Source organism: Caenimonas aquaedulcis (genome assembly GCF_015831345.1).
Taxonomy (GTDB): Bacteria; Pseudomonadota; Gammaproteobacteria; order Burkholderiales; family Burkholderiaceae_C; genus Ramlibacter; species Ramlibacter aquaedulcis.
On sequence record NZ_JADWYS010000001.1, the window covers coordinates 3229355 to 3250772 of the forward strand.

Here is a 21418-nt window from a genome sequence, read left to right on the forward strand (position 1 = left end):
AGACTTCGCTTCCTCGTGTGGCGCATCGTGTGCCGCACAACATCCGAAGAAGCGAAAGAAACGACATGAAGAACGACGCCAACGAACTGCGGCAGGTCGCCGCGACGCAGGCCCCACGCCACGACATCTACGCCGGCATCCACAAGGCCATCCGCGCCCTCATGGCCGACACCCTGCTCGCGGTCGGCCGCATGGACAGCACCGACGAGCTGGAAGTCGCGCAGGTGACGCAGCGCGTGCTCGAGCTGCTGGACTTCTGCACGTCCCACCTGGGCCACGAGAACGAGTACCTGCACACCGCCATCGAGGCGCGCGCGGCGGGTGCGAGCGAGCGCATCGCGCACGAGCACGTCGAACACGAGGCGCACATCGCCGCCCTGGGCCGCAGCGTCGCCGCGCTGCGCGCGACGCCGGCCGATTCGCGCGCGGGGGCCGCGCTGGACCTGTATCGCCAGCTCTCGCTCTTCGTGGCGGAGAACTACCAGCACATGTACGTCGAAGAGACGGCGCACAACGCGGTGCTGTGGGCGCGCTACACCGACGCCGAGCTGGAAGGCATCCACCACCGGCTGGTCGCCTCGATCCCGCCCGCGGAAATGATGTTCGGCATGCGCTGGCTCGTGCCCTTCATGAACCCGCAGGAGCGCGCCGGCCTGCTGTCGGACGTGCAGCGCAATGCGCCGCCGCCGGCGTTCCAGGCGATCCTGGACACGGTGCGCCCCCACCTCGCCGAAGCGGAGTGGGCGAAGCTCGCGGCGAGCCTGCAGCTCGCGCAGCCGGCCTAACTGGATTCGGTGAGCACCACGGGCCGGGCGAGGTCCAGGCGGAAGCGCCCGCGCCCGGTCTTCTCGATGCGGATGTCGCCGCCGTGTTCCTCGAGCCGGCGGCGCAGCAGCACGAGCCGCGCCTCGAGGTTGTCGCTGACGTCGGGCAGGCCGATGGACGCGTCGAGGCGCAATTCGCGATTCGAAAATTCCGTGCGTCCCTCGCGCCGGTGGTCGTTCAGGAGCTTCCACAGGATCGCGCCCGCCACGCCCTTGATGAGGTAGGTGTCGCCGACGAAGACGCTGTCGTTGCTCGCGTAATGGCGCAGCTGCAGCGGCGCGCCGGCGGCGGGGGAGGGCGCGATGGCGGGCGGCGCCGCCTCGGGCGCGTCGGTCGTCGCCTGCATGAGGTCGATGGTCGCGCCCAGGTGGCCGGCCACCGCCACCAGCATGTCCTCGTCCTCGAAGCCGAACTGCAGGTCGTGCGGGCTTTCGACGAACAGCACGCCCAGCACCTTGCCTGCGGACATCACCGGCACCGCGAGCTGGCTGTGCGGCTCGGCCAGGCCGGGATACGGGATCTGCGTCACGGCTTCCAGGTCCGGGATGTTCGCTTCGAAGCTGCTGCGCATCGCCTGGCTGTACAGGTACGCGTTGGTCATGTGCGAGACGCGCACCGGCGTGCGTTCGCGCGCGGCGACGCCGATCACGCCTTCGCCCATCAGCACTTCAGAGCCCACGCCGGAGGTCGCGTAGCCGCAGCTTGCGACGGTGTACAGGCGCTGCGCGGCGTCGTCGAGCATGAGCACCATGCCGTGCTCCACGCCCATGAAGTCCGTGAGCGTCGCGAGCACGGCATTGAGCGCTTCGTCGAGCGATGCGCAGCGCGCGAGGCGCTCGCTGCAGCGGCGCACGGCGGCCAGCATGCCGCTGCGCGGCGCCGGCAGGGGCAGCGGCGCGCCCGGAACGGCTTCGATCCGCTCCACTTCGTACACGTCGGAGCCGAGCAGGCGGAACACGCCCTGCATGCCGGTGTGCGACGCGATGCCTGCCAGCTGCGCCTTCATCCCCTCGAACAGGGGTCCCTGCGTTTCGGTGCGCAGGTAGCGGATGTGCAGGCGATAGAAGGCGGCGGTCTGCGGGTGGATGAGCTGGACCGATGCGCGCGGGTTGGCCAGGATGTTCTGCCGCGTCTTGTTGAAGAACTGGAAGGACAGCGCGACGTGCCGCTCGTCCACGTAGTACACCTGAGAGATGTACGCGACGTTGGGCATCCCGTCGGCGGCGCAGGTGGCCATCACCGCCGGGATCACGCCTTCCAGGCAGATGCGGATGTCGCCGAGTTGCGGCTCGCTCATGCGCGCATCCCCGGCAGGCGCGTGCCGGCCTGCGGCCCGGGGGTCTGGTCGAAGGCGTACTCGGGCACGAAGCTCACCGCCACGAGATCCTCCAGCCGGCAGGCGAGCATCGCGCGCGTGAGCGGCGCCGGGATGTAGACGTGGGCCAGCTCCCGCTCCATGGAGGCGAGGTAACGCGCGACCGCCGCTTCGTCGGATGCCCCGGCCTGCCGCACCTGCACGCGCGTGGCCTTGACCTGCACGGTGCGATGCGTGGAAGGCTCGCTGAACACGACGGCGATGTGCCCGTTGGCCGCGATGTCCTGCAGCACCTGTCCCGCCTGGCTGCGCGCCAGGTAGACGGTGATACCGGCGCCGTCTTCGCCCACCCGGGTGGCCATGGCGCGCATCAAGCTCGGCCGCAGGTCGGCGTCGCGCGACGCGACGATGGCCGACACGCCGCGCCGCATCATCGCGAGCACCTCGGACGGAAGCTGGGGCGTGGGCATGCCTCAATTGTGTCGCAGGCGCCCCGGGCGGCTGCGGGTAGCCTAGAATTTTCGGCTGTCTTTCCGCTTTTCCAACACGAAGGTTCCAACCAGTGACCACCCGCCTGGCCGTCGCGCCGCAATACCTCCTGCCCAAGCGCTGGCTCACCGTGTTCGCAGGTTGGGTGGCGAGCTGGCACGGCGGGCCGATCACGCATCGCATCATCCGCAACTTCATCAGGAAATACGGCGTCAACATGGAGGAGGCGGCCGACCCGCGTGTCGAGAGCTACGCGAGCTTCAATGAGTTCTTCACCCGCCCCCTGAAGGAAGGCGCGCGCCCGATCGCCGACGCGCCCTTCGTCTGCCCGGTGGACGCCGCGATCAGCCAGTTCGGCCCGATCGAGCACGACCAGATCTTCCAGGCCAAGGGCCACAGCTATTCGACACGCGCGCTCGTCGGCGGCGACCAGGCGCTCGCGCACCAGTTCAACCACGGCCACTTCGCCACGCTCTACCTCGCGCCCAAGGACTACCACCGCATCCACATGCCCTGCGAGGGCCGGCTGACGCGGATGATCTACATCCCCGGCGACCTGTTCTCCGTGAACCCGCTGACGGCGCGCCACGTGCCCAGCCTGTTCGCGCGCAACGAGCGGGTGGTGTGCGTGTTCGACACCGCCTTCGGCCCCTTCGTCAACGTGCTCGTCGGCGCGACCATCGTGGGCAGCGTGGAGACGGTGTGGCACGGCGTGGTGAACCCGCCGCGCACGCGCGACATCCGCGAGTGGCGCTACGACGACCAGAACATCGTGCTCGCCAAGGGCGCCGAGATGGGGCGCTTCCTGCTCGGCTCGACCGTGGTCATGCTCTTCACGAAGAACGTGATCGCCTTCCACAAGGACTGGGAGCCGACGCGGCCCGTGCGGCTCGGCGAGCCGATGGGCGACGCGTCGGGCGGCGGCTAGGCGCCCCTGCGCGCGAAGAACACATAGCGCGCCGCGTACGGCACGCGCGTCACCGCGCCGATCGTGGCGGACGTGCAGCCCTGCGCCGGCGCGGCGCCGCCCACCGTGTCCAGCCGCTGGATGCTGGTGACGGCGGACAGCTTGTCCGGCGTGTCGGCGTGGCGCGCCGCGAGGAGCAGCCAGGGGATCGAATCCGCTCCCTTCGGCTGGTGGCGCGCGGACACGGTCGCCGTGACGCGGCTGCCGTCGCGCAGCTCCCAGGTGGGCCCGGCGAAGTGATGGCCGACGCGTTCGCCGGTCGCGTCGTAGAGGTCCGCTTCTGGTGCGACGAACGTCCATTGCGGGCCGTTCGCCGCGCCGCGGCATTCGTACTGCTGCGTGCCGGCGGCCTGCAGCGTGAGCAGCGGGAGCTCGGCCTGCGATGGCTGGAGCGCGGGCGGCGTCTGCGCGCAGCCCGACGCGAGGACGGCGAGTGCGCAGGACAGGACGGTGGCTTGGAGTTTCATGTCGGCGTCTCCTTCAATCCAGCGTCACGACGACTTCGAGGTACTCGGCCGGCACGACCAGCGACGCCGGCCCGCCGACGTTCGCGCGCTCCAGCAGGTCGGTCAGCGCATCGTTCAGCTTGCGCTGACCGCCTTCGTCGAGCGCCGCGAAGGCCTTGTGCGTGGGGCCGTAGAAGTCGCGGAACACCTGCACCCAGTGCGCGGCCGAGACGTAGCGGAAGTTGAAGATGCGCCGCCGCATGTCGATGCGGCCGTGCGGCGCGAACAGCGCCTCGATGCGCGCTTCGTCGCCCCACTGCATGGGGGAGGCCACGCCGGCGGGCGGCGGCACGAAGCTGCCGACCACCTTGAACAGGTCGCCCAGGAAGCCCGACGGCGTCCAGCTCGCGAGGCCGATGCGGCCGCCGCGGCGCACGACGCGCACGAGCTCGGAGGCGCAGCGGTGCGCGTCGGGCGCGAACATGACGCCGAAGGTCGAGAGCGCCACGTCGAAGCTCTCTTCCTCGAAAGGCAGGTCTTCGGCATCGGCCGTCTTGAAGTACACCGACAGTCCTTCGGCGGCGGCGCGGGCGGCGCCCTTTTGCAGCAGCTCGGGCACGTAGTCGGTGGAAGTGACCTGCGCGAAGCGGCGCGCGGCGGCGAGCGTCGCATTGCCGTTGCCGGCCGCGACGTCGATCACGCGCTCGCCGGCGCGCAGGTCGACGGCTTCGGCGAGGTCCTCGCCGACGATCTGCAGGGTGGTGCCGATCACGGCGAAATCGCCGCTGGCCCAGGTGGCTTGCTGCTTCGCCTTGATGGCGGCGAAGTGGGGGGAAGGAATGGCATGTGTGAGAGTGGTCATGATGTCGATGGTTGGTCGGGAAGGGAGGTGAGCGCGCGCCCGGGCAGCACCGAGGTGCTGGCGAAGCGCGCATGGGGACGCAGGAACTGGCGGATGCGTTCGTTGACGGCCTTGGCATGGGTGACGGGACCCATGTGGCCCATGCCGGGCAGCTCCTGGTGCTCGGCGAGCGGCAGCGCGGCGCGCAAGAGGCGCGCGACGCGGCGCGCCGCTTCGACCGTGCGGCTGCCGGACAGCAGGAGCATGGGCATCGCCATGTGGGCGAGCTGCTCGCGCGGGAAGGGCTCGGCGAACAGCGCTTCGAAGTGGCGGATCACGCTGGGCATGCGCGCCTCGATGGAGCGCTGCGCCTTGCCGTCGAGCGACTGCCACGCACCCGCGCCGGACCAGAAGTCGATGAACAGGCGCGCGGCCTGCGCCGGCTGCCCGGCCTTCAGGCGGTCGCGCATCGAGGCGGCGGTGCGCAGCACGTCGGCCCCGGCCTGCGGGTGCGCGGTGTCGTCGATCAGCAGGCGAAAGAGCACGGGCTCGTAGGCCGCGACGCTGTGCACGAGCAGCGGGCGCATGCACGCGAGCTTGAGCGCCACCGCCGCGCCGTACGAGTGGCCCACGACATGCGCGCCGCCCACCATTTCCAGCAGGGGCAGCACGAGCCCGGCGTCGTCCGCGAGCGTCATGCGGCGCTCGTGCGGCCAGTCCGGGCGCATGCCGTGGCCGTGGAACTCGACGGCGAGCACGCGAAAGTCGCGGCGCAGCTCCTCGACGAGTTCCTGCCACTGCCGGGGCGACCCCGCGCTGGAGTGCAGCAGGACGACGGTCGCCCGGTCGTCCTGCGGGGGCGGCGCGGCGGTCATGCCCCGACGTGCGCGAACACCGGCGCCAGCGCGGCCTGGATTCGCGCCATCTGCGCGGGCGTGGTCAACGCCTGCAGCACTTCGCCGTAGCGGGCGAGTTGCGCGCCGCTCGCCACGTACTGCCAGCGATACGCCTGGAGCATCACGTCCTGGACCTTCTCCTGCTCCGCAGGCGTGAACTTGCGGCCGGCGTTCTTCATGAAGTACGCCGCGTCGCAGGCCGACTGCGCCTGGCAGATGCCGTCGACCGCGCCCACGAGCTCGATCAGCTCGTCGACGCCGCGGTCGCGCTCGGCCTCGCTCGTCGCGGCGTGCACGCGGCGCCACTCCAGCTCGTCCAGGATCGCGTGCTGCGACTCTTCCTTCCAGTGGAAGAGGAACACGTCCTTCCAGAGGGCGGACAGCTCGCCGTCCGGCTCGATGCTGGCGCGGTAGTGCACCTGCGAGAAGATCTCGATGTCCAGGGTGAGCGCCATGACGGCCCAGTCGCCCTTGCCCAGCACGACCTCGGCCACCTCGTTGGGCTGCGGCAGGAAGGTATACCCGGCCGGCATGCCGGCTGCCATCAGCACGTCCAGGCGGCGGAACAGCTCCTGGTGCTTCAGCTCCTCGTCGGTCAGGCGCACGAGCGCCTCGAACGCCACCTGGTCGCCCAGGCTGTGCGCCTGCGAGAGCTCGGTGGTCTTGGAGCCGATGAAGCGTTCGACGAGGGCGAACATGTTGGCGTAGGTGCGTCCCTGCACCTGCGAGAGGAAACGCTTCTCGGTGGGCGAGAGGAAGGGCAGTGCCTGCACCTTCGACAGGCTGTCCGGCAGGAACTTGCGGGTGTAGTCGAAGTCGCGGCCGCGGATCACGTCGCGGTCGATGTCCCAGCGCACGCGCTTGGAGGCCTCGATGCACTGGGCGTAGCGGTTGGCGGTGCCGGCCGGCGCCCGCTCGATGACGGTGGAGTCCATAAGGGAAGTCCTGGTGAAGTGGATGGAGCCCGCACTGTGCGCGGCAGGGCGTTGCACGGGCGTTGCACGCCCCTTTCACCAGGGATCCGGGCGGGAGGCGATCAGCCGGCGCGCAGGGCCGCCAGCAGCGGCGCATGGCGCACCGGCGCTTCGGTGGCGATGCGCTGCGCGAGCTCGGCGAAGCCGACCGTCGGGTGGCCGGTGGCGTCCGCGAGGCCCAGCGTGCGCCGCAGCGCCTGCACGCGCGCGCGGTCGTGCTCGCTGGTGGCCGCGTCCGCCGCCGCCGCGTGCAGCACGAGCCCGGCCGCATGGCTTTCGCCCTGCGCGGCCAGCACTTCGCCGAAGCACATGAGCGCTTCGAACTGCATGCCCGGCCGGCCGATGGCATTGGCGAGTTCCGCGCCCTGCCCCAGCTCGGCGCGGGCACGCTCCAGGTCGCCTTCACGGATCGCGCAGCGCGCGAGGTGCACCCGCACCGCGCTCTCCACGCTCGGGTTGGCGGCAGCCTGCGCGACCTCGATCGCGGCCGCGCCCCAGCGCCGGCACGCGGGATGGTCGCCCATGCCCAGGCTGGCTTCCGCGAGGTTGGCGAGCGCGTAGACGCGCGTGTTCGCAAGCCCGTGCTTCCCCGCGAGCTCGAGGGCGGCGGAGAGGAAGGGCATCGCCGAGGCCGGGTCGCCGCGGTCGATCTGCAGTGCGCCGAGGTTGTTCAGGCACAGCGCCTCCGCGGCGACGTAGCCGGCGGCGCGGAACTGCTCGAGCGCCTGCAGCGACATGCGCATCGCCTCGTCGTAGCGGCCCCTGCGTTTTTCAATGAGGGCGAGAGTGTCGAGGATGACGGCGCGGACGCGGCGCTCGCCGGCCGGCACGATCCGCAGCGCTTCCTGCAGCGAGCGGAAGGCCTCGTCGCGCCGCGACAGGCGCAGCTGCGACGTGCCGATCACGCGCAGGCACGCGACGCGCAACGTCGGCTCGCGGGTGCCGCGCAGCGCTTCCAGCGCCTGCGACGCGGTCGCGAGCGCATCGGCGTAGCGGTCCAGCCGGTACTGCATCTGGGCCACGTTGACGCGCAGCCGGGCGAGAACCAGCGGCGACGAGGCGCCCATCTCCAGCGCCGGCAGGACCAGCGCCAGCGCCTCGCGCGAGCGCCCGCGATGGTCGGCATAGTTGCGCAGCGCCGCGACGCTGCGCGCGAGGCCCGCGGCGTCGCCATGCGCGACCGACCATTCCCACGCGGCGCTGCAGTTCTCGAACTCCGCCTCGATGCGCTCCAGCGCCTCGCGCTCGCCGAGGTCGGCGCCGCCGGCGAGCTGCTCCAGCAGGTCGTGGAAGTAGCGCGCATGCGCCGCCTGCGTCTCGCCGAGCTGCGCCCCGGGCAGCCGCAGCGCCGCCAGCTGCTGGATGAGGGGATGCTGGCGCAGCCGGTCGCCCTCCTTGCGCAGCAGCGACTTGTCCGTGAGCGATGCCAGCACGGGCAGCGAGGCCTGTGCCACGCGCGCGGCGGCATGCGCGGTGAAGCCGCCCCGGAACGCCGACAGCCGCGCCAGCGCATCGCGTTCGGCGGACCCCAGCAGCGCCCAGGATTGCTCGAACACCGCCTCCATGCTGCCGTGGCGCTCAGGCAGCGACGGGTCGTTGGCGCGCAGCAGTTGCGTGCCTTCGCGCAGCTCGGTGGCGATGGCTTCGCAGGACAGGAGCCGCGTCCAGGACGCGGCCAGTTCCAGCGCGAGCGGCAGCCCCTGCACCTCGCGGCAGATGGCGATGATCGCCTCCGCCTCGCCCGCAGCCGACAGCGACGGCTCCACCCGCCGCGCGCTGCGCAGGAACAGGCGCACGGCGTCGAAGGCTTCGAGGCGGTCGGCGTCTTCCGGGTCGGGGCAGGGCAGGCCGTCGAGCGGCAGCGACCATTCGGAGGGAAGGCCCAGCCGGACGCGCGAGGTCACCACCACCTGCAGCCGGGGGCAGGCATCGAGCAGGTGCTGCAGGTCCCGCGCGAGATGCGCGAGGTGCTCGAAGTTGTCGAGGACCGCGAGCACCTCACGCTCGCGCAGGTGCTCGAGCGCCGTCTCCATGTCGGCCTGCGTGAGCTTCAGTTCGCGCGCCAGCGCCGCGCCGATGCCCGCCGCGCTGCTGATGGTTTCCAGCCCGACGAACACCGTGCCATGCGCGTAGCGTCCGCTGAATTCCTGCAGCACCCGGCGCGCCAGCCGCGTCTTGCCCACGCCGCCGGGGCCGACGATGCACAGCAGGCGGCAGCCGCCGGGCGCGAGCGAGTCGCCGACCTGTTGCAACTCGCGCGAGCGGCCGATGAAGCCGTCGTCGGCGAGGGCGGGCGGCGCCGCCGGCGCACGCGGCGCGGGCGCTGTTTCGTCGAGCGAATCGTGCAGCGCCTGCAGGCCGGCGCCGGGCTGTAGACCGTACTCGCGGTCCAGCCGCGCGGTGAAGTCGCGGTAGGCGCGGCGCGCAGCGGCGGCTTGTCCGGCGCGCGCGAGCCACTGCATGTGTGCGTGCACCGCGTCCTCGTCGATCGGGTCGGCCTCCAGCATGCGCGCGGTGAGGGCGATCGCCTCGCCCGGGTCGAGCTCCTGCTGCATGCGCGCGACGGCGGCGGCGCGCCAGGACGCGCGCAGGCGCTCGCGCTCGAATCCGAGCCAGGCGGTCCAGGACTCGTTCGCGTCGTCGTCGAAGCCCGCGAGGAAATCGGTGGCGTCGAAAGCGAGGGCGTCGGCGATGCGGTTATCCCGCAGCGCGGCTTCGAAGCGCGCGGCGTCGGTGTCCGCTTCGAAGCGCAGCGCCGAGGCATCGGATTGCAGCTCGCAGGGCCACGGCAGCGAAGGAATGCGAAACAGCGTCTTGCGCAGGTTGGCCAGCGCCAGCTTGCCCGCGATACCCGGCCACAGCAGGGACGCGAGTTCCGCGCGGCCGATCCAGCCGCCCTTGCGCGCGAGGTAGGCCAGCAGCTGGTGCCGCCGCTCGAACGCCAGGTCGAACGTCTGCCCGCCGGCGACCACCCGCGGGCGGCCGAACAGGTGCAGGTCGATCGCCATTGGCGGGAAATTATGCGCGCCCTAGGGTGGAACGGCCATGCAACGCGCCCCGGGCGACAGTCGGGCCATGCAACACACCACCACCACCGCCGGGCCGTTGATGGCCCTGCCGCCGCCGGCGGCCTCCATCGCCCCGCCGACTTCGGCGGCCCCCGTCGCTTTCGGTGCGGCACGCGTCACGCTGGCCGCTGCCGGTCTCATGGCGCTCGCCATGGGCGGGCGCAGCGCCATCGGCCTGTTCGTCTCGCCGCTGAATTCCTGGTCCGGCCTGGGGCTGGCCAACCTGAGCCTCGCGCTGGCGATCGGCCAGCTCGCCGTGGGAGTGACGCAGCCCTTGCTCGGCGCGATCGCCGACCGCTTCGGCGCCGCGCGCGTGGTCGCCGCGGGCGCGCTGTTGCTCGCGCTCAGCACCGCCCTGCCCGCGGCCACCGGCATCGCGGCCCTGATCGCGGCCAGCCTCATCATCACGTCCGTCGCCGCCAGCGCCGTGGGCAGCAACGGCCTGCTCCTGGGCGAAGTCAATCGCGCGGTGCCCGCGGGCCTGGCCGGGGTCGCCGTCGGCATCGTGGGTGCGGGCGGGTCGGCCGGGCAGCTGCTGATCGGCCCGACGATGCAGTGGACGATCCATGCCCACGGCTGGCGCGCCGCGCTGGTCGTCCTTGCTGCGGCGAGTCTCGTCGCGCTGCCGCTGGCCTTCGCGCTGCGTCGTGGTGGGTCGGCGGCGAGCGCCTCGCACGGCGCCCCCATCGCGGACGCCCTGGGCCAGTGGAGCTTCTGGCGCCCGGCCCTCAGCTTCGGCCTCTGCGGATTCCACGTGGCATTCCTGAACGTGCACATGCCGGGGGTGATCGAGCGCTGCGGGCTGCCTTCGTTCCTCGCGGGCACGTGGCTCGCCATCTCGGCGGCCGCCAACATCGCAGGCAGCATCGCGATCGGGCTCGCCATGAAGCGGCACAACGCGCAGGGCCTGCTGGCCGCGGTCTACTGCGTCCGTGCGGCGGGGATCGCGCTGCTGCTGTTGCTGCCCGTGTCGAGCGAAGCGATGCTGGCATTCGGCGTGCTGATGGGCGCGAGCACCATGGCGACGGTGCCGCCGACAGCGCAGCTCATCGCACGCGAGCACGGCGTGGCGCGCCTGGGAACGCTGCTCGGCATCGTCATGGTCGTGCACCAGCTGGGCAGCTTCGCCGGCATCTGGCTGGGGGGCTGGGCGGCGGAGGCGACCGGCAGCGACGCGCTGCTGTGGGGCATCGACCTTCCGCTGTGCCTGGTCGCGGCGTTGATCGTCATGCCGCGCCGCCGGTGATCGTGCGGGCTACTGGAACGCGACTTCGTCGAAGCTGCGCAGCTTGCGCGAATGCAGCCGCTGGCTGCCTTCGGCGCGCAGGATCTCGATCGCGCGCATGCCGATGCGCAGGTGCTGGTCCACGCGCTCGCGATAGAACTGGTTGGCCATGCCGGGCAGCTTGATCTCGCCGTGCAGCGGCTTGTCGCTCACGCACAGCAGGGTGCCGTAGGGCACGCGGAACCGAAAGCCGTTGGCTGCGATGGTGGCGCTCTCCATGTCGAGCGCCACCGCGCGGCTCTGGCTGAAGCGGCGCTGCGGCACGTTGCCCGGCAGCAGTTCCCAGTTGCGGTTGTCCGTGCTGGCGACGGTGCCGGTGCGCATGATGCGCTTCAGGTCGGCGCCCTTGTAGCCCGTCACGTCCCCGACGGCCTGCTCCAGCGCGAGCTGGATTTCCGCGAGCGCGGGGATCGGCACCCATAGCGGCAGCTCCTCGTCGAGCACGTGGTCCTCGCGCACGTAGGCGTGGGCGAGCACGTAGTCGCCCAATTGCTGGCTGTTGCGCAGGCCCGCGCAGTGGCCGAGCATCATCCACGCATGCGGACGCAGCACGGCGACGTGGTCGGTGATGGTCTTGGCATTCGCGGGGCCGACGCCGATGTTGATCATCGTGATGCCGCCGTGCCCCTGCCGCGTGAGGTGGTAGGCGGGCATCTGCGGCAGCCGCGGCGGCACCGCGCCGAGCGCATCGTTCGCTTCCGCGGCCAGCCCCGTGCGGCGCGTGACGACGTTGCCCGGCTCGATGAACGCGGTGTAGACGCTGTCCGGGTTGGCCATCTCCTCGTGACCGAGCTTCACGAATTCGTCGATGTAGAACTGGTAGTTGGTGAAGAGGACGAAGTTCTGGAACCAATCGGGCGCGGTACCCGTGTAGTGGCGCAGGCGGTGCAGCGAATAGTCCACGCGCGCCGCGGTGAAGAGCGCGAGCGGCTGCGCCTCGCCGGCACCGGCGACCCAGGTGCCGTTGGCGATGCCGTCGTCCATCGAGCCGAGGTCGGGCAGGTCGAATACGTCGCGCAACATGGCGCGCCGCTCGGCCGACAGCGAACCTTCGATATGGTCATGTTCGGCGAACGAGAAGTGCACCGGAATCGGCTGCGTGCTGGTGCCCACTTCCAGCTCGACCGCATGGTTTTGCCGCAGGAGGCGGAACTGCTCGAGGTAGTAGTTGCCGTAGAGGTCCGGACGCGTGAGCGTGGTTTCGAAGCGACCGGAACCGGCGACGAAGCCATAGGACAAACCGGACTTTTCCAGCGCGGCCTGCCGGATCACAGTGTCGGTGTGGATTCGCACGAATGGATAGCAAGCCCTCACATGCCCGGGCAGTGCCTCACCGGCGACATAGCGTTGCATGGCGTTGCGCAAGTGGTCGATCTGCTGGGAGTAGATGGCGCGGACCTGCTCGAGCGCGCTCGCCGGGTCGGTGTGCCGGCTGGGGGCGATGAAAGGCGGCATGTAAGGCATGCCGCCTATTGTGCAACGCAAGATGAACCGACTCGTTCTCCCCACCCCCCGGGCGCGAGCACGTGTCCTACAAGGTGTAACGAAACGACCTGACTTCGAAAACGGGCAGCCTCAGCCAAAGTTCATGCACACGAACTTTGCATCCGACAGGAGATGAGGCAATGAGAACAGCAGCTATGTGCGGCAACCCCTTCGCTCTGATGACCGACCCGGCGATGGTCCGCGAGATGATCGAGCAATCCGAATCGCTTCGCCGACTGAGCCAGCGCCAGTGCCATCCCCTGGACAAGGCGGTGATCCGCAGCGCGAGCGCCGAACTGGCCGCCTTCGATTCCAAGATCGACCGCACTACCATCTACCTGCCACCCGAAGAAGACAAGCCTGCCGCCCCCGTGGTGCGCAACTTCGACGAAGCGCTGAACTGACACCCGTCCGCATCGGACGATGAAAAAAGCCGCCCGAGGGCGGCTTTTTCACGTCGGGCGAAACTAGCCGCCCCGGTTGTGCCCGCGGCCGCGGCCCTGTTCGTCGGGGCCGTTTCCGTTGCCCTTTTCACCCGGGTCGGGCTGCGGGCGGACGCGCTGCTCGCGCGGCTCATGGCGCGGCGCCTGCTGTTGCTGCACCTGCGGGTGCACTTGCGCGGGGGGCGGCGGCATCGCACGCGGCGGCTGCTGCGGCATGGGTTGGGCACGACGCGCGGCCGCCGCTTCGGCGTCGCGCTGGTGCTGCAGTTGCCTTTGCTCCTGCGCCTGCTGCCTCTGTTCCTGGACCTGCTGGCGCTGCTGCTGCTGGATCGCACGCTCCTGCGCCTGCTGCTGGCGGATCTGCTGTTGCTGCTGCAGGGCCTCTGGCTGGCGCGGCTGCGGAACGGGCCGTTCCTGCTGCATGCGCGGAGGCGCGAGCGGCTGGACGCTGCGCTGCTCTGCGACGGGCGGGCGCGGGCCGGCTTGTCCCTGGAATATCGGTTGCGCGCGAGGCGTCGCCGCCGGCTGCATCGCCTGCGGCGGCGGCAGCGAGCGCAGGCGCGCGGGAGCGTTGTTCTCGACGAAGCGGCGCGGGGGCGGCAGGGCCGAGGGCTGGTTCACGATCTGCGCGCGGCCGATCTCGCCGGCCCGCACCGGCTGCCAGCTGTTGTGCACGGGCCGCCCGCGGCTGAAGTCTTCCACGCGCACGGAGGTCCACGCGTTCGGGCGGTGCTGGTGCACATAGGTGGTCGGGTAGCGGTTGCCGTAGGCCACGTAGCGGTTCACGTTGCTCAGGTAGATGCTGCTTGCGCGATAGGTCGGGCGCCAGGCTTCGCCGGGGCCGAGCGGGAACCAGCCGATGCCGGGGTTGGAGCCGAAGGAGATGCTCCAGTCCACGCCGCCGTTGCCGCCCACGAAGGCGACGAGCGCGGGTGCGTACACCGGGCGCGGACCGAGGCGGCCGGGCACCCACGCCCAGCGCGTGCCGACCTGCGCCCAGCGCCCGTAGTGGAAGGGCGCGAAGCCCCAGGGCGCGTCGTCCACCCAGGTCCAGCCCCAGGGCGCGATGAAGTCCCAGTGACCGTAGCGGTACGGCGCCCAGTCCACCGCGACTTCGCGCGGATACCAGACGGCACCGTACGTCGCGTCCTGGGCCCAGCTCCCGTAGGCGTCGAGCTGCTGGTAGCCCACGACGTCGCGCGGGACATAGCGCGCCGTCACCGATTGGTCTTCCAGCCGGTTGCGCGCCTGCGCCCAGCGGTCGAAGCCGTTGTCGGCGGCCGCGGGCAGGGCGATCCGGTCGAGGTCCTGCCCCGTGAAGGCGGCTTCCTGGCCGGCGCGCAGTTGCTGCGGCTGGCCGCCCGCGCCGAACACCAGCGCCGCGCCGCTTCGCACCGTGACGCGTGTCGTGCCCTGCTTCGCGTCGACGTCGATGCGGTAGTCGCCGGGCTGCGTCGCGCGGAAGGCGAGCTGCGGCGTGTCGATCTCGAAGTTCTCGCCGGGCTGCAGGTCGCGCACGCGCGCGTTCACCGTGCCGTCGTTCAGGCTCGCCTGCATCACGTCGTCGTCCAGCGCGGCCACGTCCAGGAAGGTCTGCCCGTCCAGGTGCAGCACCGAGGAGCCCATGTGCAGTTCGGCCCGCGAGCCGCGGTCGACCCAGAGCCGGTCGCCCTGCGTGATGGGGCGGTTGAGGCCCGCGTCCGCCCATTCGGTCTCGCCGGGCGGCGCATAGGCGACGCTGCCCTCGATCTGCGAGAGGCTCGCGACACGGGCTGGCGGGTCGCCCTGCTGCACCTGCTGCTGGGCGAAGCCGATGGCCGCGCAGGCGGCAAGCGCCAACGCGAGCAGCGGACGGATGAGTTGTCTCGTTCGGATCATGGCGGTCTCCTCAGCTCATGGGCTGCGACAGGATGGGAATGCCCCGGGATTCGGGCGAGCGGTTGCGGCGGTCGACTTCGCGCAGGTCCGGGCGGCCGTTGTTGCGGCGGTCGCGCTGCTGCTGCTCCCACGCCGCGCGATCGCGCCTCCATTGCTCGGCGAGCGCCTGCTGCTGGCGCAGTTCGGCGTCGCGCCGGGCGACTTCGCGTTGCTGCGCTTCGCGCTGCGCCAGTTCGCGCTGCTCGCGCTCCTTCGCGGCCGCTTCCTCGCGTTCGCGCTTGGCGCGCGCATCGCGCAGCGCCTGGGCTTCCTGGTCCGCGGCCTTGCGCGCCTGCTCCACGTGCTGCGCATGCGCCTCGCGCCGCTGTGCTTCCTCGCGCTGCGCGAGGGCCTCGCGCCTGGCCTGCTCCGCGCGGCGTGCCTGCTGCTCGAGCTTCTGCTTCTCCGCGCGCTTGGCGAGCAGTTCCCGGCGCGCCAACTCGCGCCGGGCGAGTTCTTCGCGGCGCGCGATCTCCTCGCGTTTGGCCAGCTCGGCGCGGCGGGCGGATTCCGCGCGGCGCTTGTCCTGCTCGCGCTGTGCGAACTGTTCGCGCTGCGCGCGTTCCGCACGCCGGGCGAGCTCTTCGCGCCTGGCGGCCTGTTCACGCCGGGCGAGTTGCTCGCGCTTGGCTTCCTGCTCGCGCCGCGCCGACTGTTCGCGCCTGGCCTGCTCGGCCTGCAATTTGGCCTGGGCCTGTGCTTGTGCTTGTGCCTGCACCGTGGGCTGCTGAACGCGTGGCACTTGCGGTGTCGTCGCGGCCGGTTGCGCACGCTGCTGCACGGTGGCGAGGACGGGCGCGGGCGCAGCTGCAGGGGCGGGGGGCGCTGACTTCGCGGGCGCTGCTACCGGGGCCGGGGCCGCTGCTTTCGCGGGTGCTGCTGCCGATGCCGGCGGCGCCGCTTTCGCGGGCATTGCGGCCGGCGCCGGGGGTGCCGCAGGGGCGGGCGCAGCAGCCGGCGCGGCTGCGACGATCACAGGCGCCACCGGCCCCGCGGTCGGCGCGGGCTGCGGTGGCCGCGCCACGGCGACGGCGCGCGGCGCGGCCGCCGGGGCGATGCGCTGCGGCACGGCGGGCGGAGGCACCACCTTCGCATTGGTCAACACGTTCGCCGCGACGCGCAGCCAACCTGCCTTGGCGGGCGTGCCGCGCTGGAAGTCCTCGGCCGGGATCGCGGTCAGCGCCTCGGGGTTGCGCTGGAACGCGTAGGTGGCGTTCGGCTGCACCGTGAGGTTGCGGTTCACGTTGCTCATGTACACCGGGCTGGCCGCATAACCGGGCTGCCAGGCCTCGCCGGGGGCGAGCGGGAACCACGCGACGTTGCTGCCGCCGATGAAGGCCACGAGCGCAGGCGCGTACACGGGCTTGAGGCCCATGCGCCCCGGCACCCAGGCCCAGCGCGAATTGATCTGCGTCCAGCGTCCGTAGTGGAAGGGCGCGAAGCCCCACACGGCGTCGTCGATCCAGGTCCAGCCCCACGGGTCGATCCATTCCCAGTGGCCGTTGCGGTACGGCGCCCAGTTGGCGGGCGGCGAGTGCGGTGTCCACACGGCGCCCAGCGTCGCGTCCTGCGACCACTGGCCGTGCGCATCGAGCTGCTGGTAGCCCACGACCTCGCGCGGGACGTAGCGCGCGGAGATCGACTGGTCTTCGCGCCGGTTGCGCTCGGCGGCCCAGCGGTCGAAGTTGTCCTGCGGCGGGGATTCCTGCGAGGCGAGCTGCACCAGCCCCTTGGTGCGGAAGGTCACCTGCTGGCCGCCGCCCAGGGCCACCATCTGGCCGCCCTCGCCGTAGGCCGCGCCCGTGCCCGAGTGGATGGTGACGCGCGTGGTGCCGTTGGCCGCGTCGACGTCGATGCGGTAGTCGCCCGGATAGGCCGCGCGGTACGCGAGGTTGGGGGTGTCGATCTCGAAGTTTTCGAGCTCGGGCAGGCTGCGCACGCGCACGTAGACGGTGCCCTGCGTGACGCTGAGCTGCGCGGACTGGTCGTCCAGCGCGATGATTTCCAGCTGCGTCGAACCATCCATCCGCACGGCAGAGGAGCCCGCCTGGATTTCCGCGCGCGAGCCCTTGTCCGTCCACAGCCGGTCGCCCCGCACGAGCGGGCGGTTGCGCGGCACTTCCGTCCATTCCGTGTCGCCCGCGGGTGCGAATGCGACCGCGCCTTCCGCGACGTTCAGGCGCGCGACGCGCCACGGCGGGTCCGCCTGCGGGGCGGCGTGCGCGTACAACGCGGCGCCCAAAGGCAGCAGCAGGACAAGGAGGCAACGGTAGTAGCGCGCGGACTTCATGGGGGCATCTCTCTCCGGATGTATAGAACGCCAGAACCGGTGAAAAGATCGCAAAGCGCAGGTAAAGCGTACCCCTTCGGCCCCCGTTTTTTGTAATGCCCTGTAAAGCGCGCGGCGCTAGGCCGGGACGGGCTCGCGCATCGTGACAAATTCCTCTGCTGCGGTCGGGTGGATGCCGATCGTTGCGTCGAACACCGCCTTGGTGGCCCCCGCCTTCATCGCCACCGCGAACCCCTGCACGATCTCGCCGGCATCCGCGCCGACCATGTGCAGGCCCACGACGCGGTCGGTTTTCGCGTCGACCACGAGCTTCATGAGCATGCGCTCGCCGCTGCCCGAGAGGGTGTGCTTCAGCGGCTTGAACTCGCTGCGGAAAATTGTCACGCTCTCGAAGGCCTTGCGCGCCTGGTCCTCCGTGAGGCCGACGGTGGCGATGTTCGGGTGCGTGAACACCGCAGTGGGGATGAAGTCGTAGTCCATCTTCCGCCGGCCCTCGCCGAACAGCTTGTCCACCACCGCCATCGCCTCGCCGAGCGCGACCGGCGTGAGCTGGATGCGCGCGGTGACGTCGCCCACCGCGTGGATGGAGGGCACCGAGGTGGCGTAGGTGCCGTCCACGGCGATCGCGCCGTCCTTGCCCTGTTTGACGCCGGCCGCATCGAGCCCGAGCCCGTTCACGTTCGGCACGCGGCCCGTCGCATACAGCACGACATCCGCCTGGAGCGTGCTGTTGTCGGAAAGCTTGACGTCCAGGCCGTGCGCCGAACGCGCGATGCTGCGCACGTCGGTGCCGATGCGCAGGTCGATCCCGCTGCGGGTCATCTCGCGCGCGATGAAGCCGCGCACGTCCGGGTCGAAGCCGCGCAGCACCTGCTCGCCGCGATAAAGCTGCGTCACCTTCGAGCCCAGCCCGTTGAAGATCGAGGCGAATTCGCAGGCGATGTAGCCGCCGCCGACCACCACCAGGCGCTTGGGAAAGGGGTCGAGGTCGAACATGCTGTCGGACGTCAACACGTGTTCGCGGCCCGGGAATTCGGGGACGCTCGGTGTGCCGCCGGTGGCCACGAGGATGTGCTTTGCCTTGATCGCCTTCACGCCATGCGTGGTGCGTACCGACACCGCATGCGGGCCCGTGAGCGTCGCCCAGCCGCGCACGATCTCCACGCCGGGGCTCTGGAGCAGTTGCTGGTACACCGCGTTGAGCCGCGAGATCTCCTTGGCGCGGTTGGCCTTGAGCCGCGCCCAGTCGAAGCGCGGTGCGGTGACGTCCCACCCGTAGCCCGCCGCATCCTCGATGTCGTGCGCGAAGTGCGCCGCGTAGCTGTAGAGCTTCTTCGGGATGCAGCCCACGTTGACGCAGGTGCCTCCCAGCGCCGCGGCCTCCGCCAGCCCCACGCGCGCGCCGCGCTGCGCCGCCATGCGCGCCGCGCGCACGCCCCCGCTGCCGCCGCCGATGACGAAGAGGTCGTAGTCAGTGTCTGCCATGGGTGTCCTCCGGTTTGGAGCGGGCATCTTGCCGGAATTGGAGGCGGAGTGTCGTGACGGCGCGCTTTTGCTGTCTTGTGACTTGCGCGGGTCGCGTCAGGCGGTATGCGGCAGGGGCTCATACTGTGGCGGTTTTTGCTCCGCAAAAACTCCGCTGCTTTCGCTGCTCCGGCGGCGGCACCGCAAGAACTCGCTTCGCTGCGCTCTCGCTCAAACACTTGCGGTGAGTCAGTTCACAAGGCGCGCAAGCGCGCTCCGCCGCCGGAGCAGCGAAAGCAGCCGCCACAGAAATCGCCCCTGCCGCACACCGCCTGCCACGACCCGAGGAGTGGCGTGCCTGCGGTTTGAACATCCGAGTACCACTCTCCGGGTCGCGGCAGGCGGTGCCCGGTAGGGGCGATTTCTGCGGCGCCTGGGATTTCCGGGCTGGGGGCGGGCGCGCTTGCGCGCTTCGTGAACTGACTGGCCGCAAGTGTTTGAGCGAGAGCGTCAGCGAAGCGAGTTTTTGCGGCCCCGCCCCCAGCCCGGAAATCCCAGGGAAGTTTTGCGAAGCAAAACCGCCGCAGTATGAGCCCCTACCGGGCACCGCCTGACGCGGCCCTGCGCGCGCCACCCAAACCAACGGCCCATGAAAAAAGCCCGACACCTTCCGGCGTCGGGCTTGAGCGGTGAACCGCTTTCCGTCAGGGCTTGCTGGCCGTGGGGAAAGGCCATGCGGCCTGCGGGTTCAGCGTGGTCTGCGCTGCCGGCATCGCCGGAGCAGCGGCAGGCGCCGCCTTGGCTACCGGTTTCGCGGCAGCTTTCGCAGGGGCCTTGGCAGCAGGCTTTTTCGCTGCTTTCTTCGCAGGCTTTTTCGCAGCCTTCTTGGCAGCCTTTTTCGCAGGGGCCTTTTTGGCGGCCTTCTTCGCCGTCGTCTTCTTGGCGGCCTTTTTCTTGGCAGGCGCCTTCTTCGCGGCCTTCTTGGCCGCGGTCTTCTTCGCCGGCGCCTTCTTCGCGGCCGACTTCTTGGCGGCCGGACGCTTCGCGGCAGCCTTCTTCGCTGCCGGACGCTTCGCTGCGGCCTTCTTCGCCGGAGCCTTCTTCGCTGCCGACTTCTTGGCCGGAGCCTTCTTAGCGGCCTTCTTCGCCGTTGCTTTTTTCGCAGTTGCCATTTTCATTTCTCCTGTTCAAGTTGATCAACATCAACCGATTTGCACTCCATGCTTGTTGGTTGCACGGAGCGATCCATGAAGTTGGGCCAAAGCCCAGCTTCATGAACACCTTTGCCCGCTGCGCGCCGTGCTCTGCGGCCGGTCGCTTGTGATCGCAGCGAAGCGAATCTAATCCCAGGAAAGCGCGCCACCCGTCTGGTATTCGATCACGCGGGTTTCGAAGAAATTGCGCTCTTTCTTCAGGTCAATCATCTCGCTCATCCACGGGAAGGGATTTTCCTCGTTGGGGAAGAGCGCTTCGAGGCCGATCTGCGTCGCGCGACGGTTCGCGATGTAGCGCAGGTAGCCCTTGAACATGGAGGCATTCATGCCGAGCACGCCGCGGGGCATGGTGTCTTCGGCGTAGCGGTATTCGAGCTCGACGGCCTTCTGGAAGAGGGCCTTGATCTCCGCCTTGAACTCGGAAGTCCAGAGCTGCGGGTTCTCGAGCTTGAGCTGGTTGATGAGGTCGATGCCGAAGTTGCAGTGCATCGACTCGTCGCGCAGGATGTACTGGTACTGCTCGGCGGCGCCGGTCATCTTGTTCTGGCGGCCGAGCGCCAGGATCTGGGTGAAGCCGACGTAGAAGAAGAGTCCCTCCATCAGGCAGGCGAAGACGATCAGGCTCTTCAGGAGCGTCTGGTCGGTCTCGTGCGTGCCGGTGCGGAAGTTCGGGTCGCTGATCGCCTCGATGAAGGGGATCAGGAACTGGTCCTTCTCGCGGATCGAGGGGACTTCGTTGTAGGCATTGAAGATCTCGCTCTCGTCCAGGCCGAGCGATTCCACGATGTACTGGTAGGCGTGCGTGTGGATCGCCTCCTCGAACGCCTGGCGCAGGAGGAACTGGCGGCACTCGGGCGCCGTGATGTGGCGGTAGGTGCCCAGCACGATGTTGTTGGCGGCGAGCGAGTCGGCCGTCACGAAGAAGCCGAGGTTGCGCTTGATGATGCGGCGCTCGTCCTCGGTCAGGCCGTTCGGGTCCTTCCACGTGGCGATGTCGCGGGTCATGTTGACCTCCTGCGGCATCCAGTGGTTGGAGCAGGCGGCGAGGTACTTCTCCCAGGCCCACTTGTACTTGAACGGCACCAGCTGGTTGACGTCCGTCTGGCCGTTGATGATGCGCTTGTCCGCGGCGTTGACGCGCCGCTGCGAAGGCGGTTGCGCGTCTGGCTTGGGCGATGGCGTTTGCATGGCGGGGGCAGCTTGCTTGGGCGTCACCTTGACTTCACCGCCGGCCGAAAAGGGCCGCAGCGCGGGGTGCAGGATGGCGTTGGCTGGAATTTGCAGAGGTGAATGCTCCACCTCGCGGTTCGAACCGAGTGAACCGCTATTCGATGCTGGCGATGTGGGCTTGACTTCGTCGTCCCAGGTCAACATAAGTTTTCCAATGCTCGGATTATGTGAGCAGTGATGCGAATTGCAAAGTGTTCGTTCACATCACTGCCCGATTGTGTTGCTCAATTGCATCGAGGGATGTCGGAGAAGACCGACAAAATTTTCGA

The 21418-nt window shown here is 69.9% G+C and carries 17 protein-coding genes; 4 read left to right on the forward strand and 13 right to left on the reverse strand.

Annotated features, from left to right (window positions below; genetic code table 11):
- Positions 1 to 65: 65 nt before the first annotated feature.
- On the forward strand, positions 66 to 785 hold the full coding sequence (locus tag I5803_RS15500) for a hemerythrin domain-containing protein (protein WP_196987233.1): 720 nt from the start codon (positions 66 to 68) through the stop codon (positions 783 to 785).
- On the opposite strand, the gene I5803_RS15505 is transcribed toward I5803_RS15500, so the two are convergent.
- Both I5803_RS15505 and I5803_RS15510 read right to left on the reverse strand, forming a co-directional pair.
- Positions 782 to 2122, reverse strand: coding sequence for a GAF domain-containing protein (locus tag I5803_RS15505; RefSeq protein ID WP_196987234.1), 1341 nt, complete (start codon positions 2120 to 2122; stop codon positions 782 to 784). The genes I5803_RS15500 and I5803_RS15505 overlap by 4 nt on opposite strands.
- Positions 2119 to 2610, reverse strand: a complete 492-nt coding sequence (locus tag I5803_RS15510) for a pyridoxamine 5'-phosphate oxidase family protein (RefSeq protein WP_196987235.1) — start codon at positions 2608 to 2610, stop codon at positions 2119 to 2121. The genes I5803_RS15505 and I5803_RS15510 overlap by 4 nt, the downstream gene beginning before the upstream one ends.
- A gap of 92 nt (positions 2611 to 2702) precedes the next feature.
- Here I5803_RS15510 and asd point away from each other — a divergent pair, with 92 nt between their 5' ends.
- On the forward strand, positions 2703 to 3557 hold the full coding sequence (gene asd / locus I5803_RS15515; protein WP_196987236.1) for an archaetidylserine decarboxylase: 855 nt from the start codon (positions 2703 to 2705) through the stop codon (positions 3555 to 3557).
- On the opposite strand, the gene I5803_RS15520 is transcribed toward asd, so the two are convergent.
- The 5 genes from I5803_RS15520 to I5803_RS15540 form a co-directional block, all read right to left on the reverse strand.
- Positions 3554 to 4063, reverse strand: coding sequence for a DUF3455 domain-containing protein (locus I5803_RS15520; protein ID WP_196987237.1), 510 nt, complete (start codon positions 4061 to 4063; stop codon positions 3554 to 3556). The genes asd and I5803_RS15520 overlap by 4 nt on opposite strands.
- A gap of 13 nt (positions 4064 to 4076) precedes the next feature.
- A complete protein-coding gene (locus I5803_RS15525) occupies positions 4077 to 4904 on the reverse strand; it encodes a class I SAM-dependent methyltransferase (protein WP_196987238.1) in 828 nt (275 codons plus the stop codon).
- Positions 4901 to 5758: an alpha/beta fold hydrolase gene (locus tag I5803_RS15530; protein WP_196987239.1), complete on the reverse strand. Its 858-nt coding sequence runs from the start codon at positions 5756 to 5758 to the stop codon at positions 4901 to 4903. The genes I5803_RS15525 and I5803_RS15530 overlap by 4 nt, the downstream gene beginning before the upstream one ends.
- Positions 5755 to 6714, reverse strand: coding sequence for a hypothetical protein (locus tag I5803_RS15535; protein ID WP_196987240.1), 960 nt, complete (start codon positions 6712 to 6714; stop codon positions 5755 to 5757). The genes I5803_RS15530 and I5803_RS15535 overlap by 4 nt, the downstream gene beginning before the upstream one ends.
- 101 nt (positions 6715 to 6815) lie before the next feature.
- Positions 6816 to 9761, reverse strand: coding sequence for an ATP-binding protein (locus I5803_RS15540; RefSeq protein WP_196987241.1), 2946 nt, complete (start codon positions 9759 to 9761; stop codon positions 6816 to 6818).
- A 67-nt stretch (positions 9762 to 9828) separates the two neighbouring features.
- On the opposite strand from I5803_RS15540, the gene I5803_RS15545 reads away from it, so the two are divergent.
- The gene (locus tag I5803_RS15545; protein ID WP_196987242.1) at positions 9829 to 11067 is read left to right on the forward strand and encodes an MFS transporter; all 1239 of its coding nucleotides are present in this window, start codon (positions 9829 to 9831) and stop codon (positions 11065 to 11067) included.
- 9 nt (positions 11068 to 11076) lie between these two features.
- On the opposite strand, the gene I5803_RS15550 is transcribed toward I5803_RS15545, so the two are convergent.
- Positions 11077 to 12570, reverse strand: coding sequence for an AMP nucleosidase (locus tag I5803_RS15550; RefSeq protein WP_196987243.1), 1494 nt, complete (start codon positions 12568 to 12570; stop codon positions 11077 to 11079).
- 161 nt (positions 12571 to 12731) lie between these two features.
- On the opposite strand from I5803_RS15550, the gene I5803_RS15555 reads away from it, so the two are divergent.
- Positions 12732 to 12995, forward strand: a complete 264-nt coding sequence (locus I5803_RS15555; protein WP_196987244.1) for a hypothetical protein — start codon at positions 12732 to 12734, stop codon at positions 12993 to 12995.
- Between the two features lie 63 nt (positions 12996 to 13058).
- Here the strand turns inward: I5803_RS15555 and I5803_RS15560 are convergent, their stop codons facing one another.
- From I5803_RS15560 to I5803_RS15580, 5 genes are all read right to left on the reverse strand, one after another.
- Entirely contained in the window at positions 13059 to 14912 is a 1854-nt protein-coding gene (locus tag I5803_RS15560; RefSeq protein WP_196987245.1) for a DUF6600 domain-containing protein, read from the reverse strand.
- Between the two features lie 10 nt (positions 14913 to 14922).
- Positions 14923 to 17241, reverse strand: coding sequence for a DUF6600 domain-containing protein (locus I5803_RS22340; protein ID WP_196987246.1), 2319 nt, complete (start codon positions 17239 to 17241; stop codon positions 14923 to 14925).
- 117 nt (positions 17242 to 17358) lie between these two features.
- Complete coding sequence (gene gorA / locus I5803_RS15570; RefSeq protein ID WP_196987247.1) at positions 17359 to 18726, reverse strand: glutathione-disulfide reductase; 1368 nt, start codon at positions 18724 to 18726, stop codon at positions 17359 to 17361.
- A gap of 683 nt (positions 18727 to 19409) precedes the next feature.
- The gene (locus tag I5803_RS15575; RefSeq protein ID WP_196987248.1) at positions 19410 to 19877 is read right to left on the reverse strand and encodes a histone; all 468 of its coding nucleotides are present in this window, start codon (positions 19875 to 19877) and stop codon (positions 19410 to 19412) included.
- A gap of 168 nt (positions 19878 to 20045) precedes the next feature.
- Positions 20046 to 21293, reverse strand: a complete 1248-nt coding sequence (locus tag I5803_RS15580; RefSeq protein WP_196987249.1) for a ribonucleotide-diphosphate reductase subunit beta — start codon at positions 21291 to 21293, stop codon at positions 20046 to 20048.
- Positions 21294 to 21418 lie beyond the last annotated feature (125 nt).

Coding starts and splice junctions, on each gene's coding strand:
- I5803_RS15500 (WP_196987233.1), top strand. CDS start 66: ATGAAGAACGACGCCAACGAACTGCGGCAGGTCGCCGCGACGCAGGCC.
- I5803_RS15505 (WP_196987234.1), bottom strand. CDS start 2,122: ATGAGCGAGCCGCAACTCGGCGACATCCGCATCTGCCTGGAAGGCGTG.
- I5803_RS15510 (WP_196987235.1), bottom strand. CDS start 2,610: ATGCCCACGCCCCAGCTTCCGTCCGAGGTGCTCGCGATGATGCGGCGC.
- I5803_RS15520 (WP_196987237.1), bottom strand. CDS start 4,063: ATGAAACTCCAAGCCACCGTCCTGTCCTGCGCACTCGCCGTCCTCGCG.
- I5803_RS15525 (WP_196987238.1), bottom strand. CDS start 4,904: ATGACCACTCTCACACATGCCATTCCTTCCCCCCACTTCGCCGCCATC.
- I5803_RS15530 (WP_196987239.1), bottom strand. CDS start 5,758: ATGACCGCCGCGCCGCCCCCGCAGGACGACCGGGCGACCGTCGTCCTG.
- I5803_RS15535 (WP_196987240.1), bottom strand. CDS start 6,714: ATGGACTCCACCGTCATCGAGCGGGCGCCGGCCGGCACCGCCAACCGC.
- I5803_RS15540 (WP_196987241.1), bottom strand. CDS start 9,761: ATGGCGATCGACCTGCACCTGTTCGGCCGCCCGCGGGTGGTCGCCGGC.
- I5803_RS15545 (WP_196987242.1), top strand. CDS start 9,829: ATGCAACACACCACCACCACCGCCGGGCCGTTGATGGCCCTGCCGCCG.
- I5803_RS15550 (WP_196987243.1), bottom strand. CDS start 12,570: ATGCCTTACATGCCGCCTTTCATCGCCCCCAGCCGGCACACCGACCCG.
- I5803_RS15555 (WP_196987244.1), top strand. CDS start 12,732: ATGAGAACAGCAGCTATGTGCGGCAACCCCTTCGCTCTGATGACCGAC.
- I5803_RS15560 (WP_196987245.1), bottom strand. CDS start 14,912: ATGATCCGAACGAGACAACTCATCCGTCCGCTGCTCGCGTTGGCGCTT.
- I5803_RS22340 (WP_196987246.1), bottom strand. CDS start 17,241: ATGAAGTCCGCGCGCTACTACCGTTGCCTCCTTGTCCTGCTGCTGCCT.
- gorA (WP_196987247.1), bottom strand. CDS start 18,726: ATGGCAGACACTGACTACGACCTCTTCGTCATCGGCGGCGGCAGCGGG.
- I5803_RS15575 (WP_196987248.1), bottom strand. CDS start 19,877: ATGGCAACTGCGAAAAAAGCAACGGCGAAGAAGGCCGCTAAGAAGGCT.
- I5803_RS15580 (WP_196987249.1), bottom strand. CDS start 21,293: ATGTTGACCTGGGACGACGAAGTCAAGCCCACATCGCCAGCATCGAAT.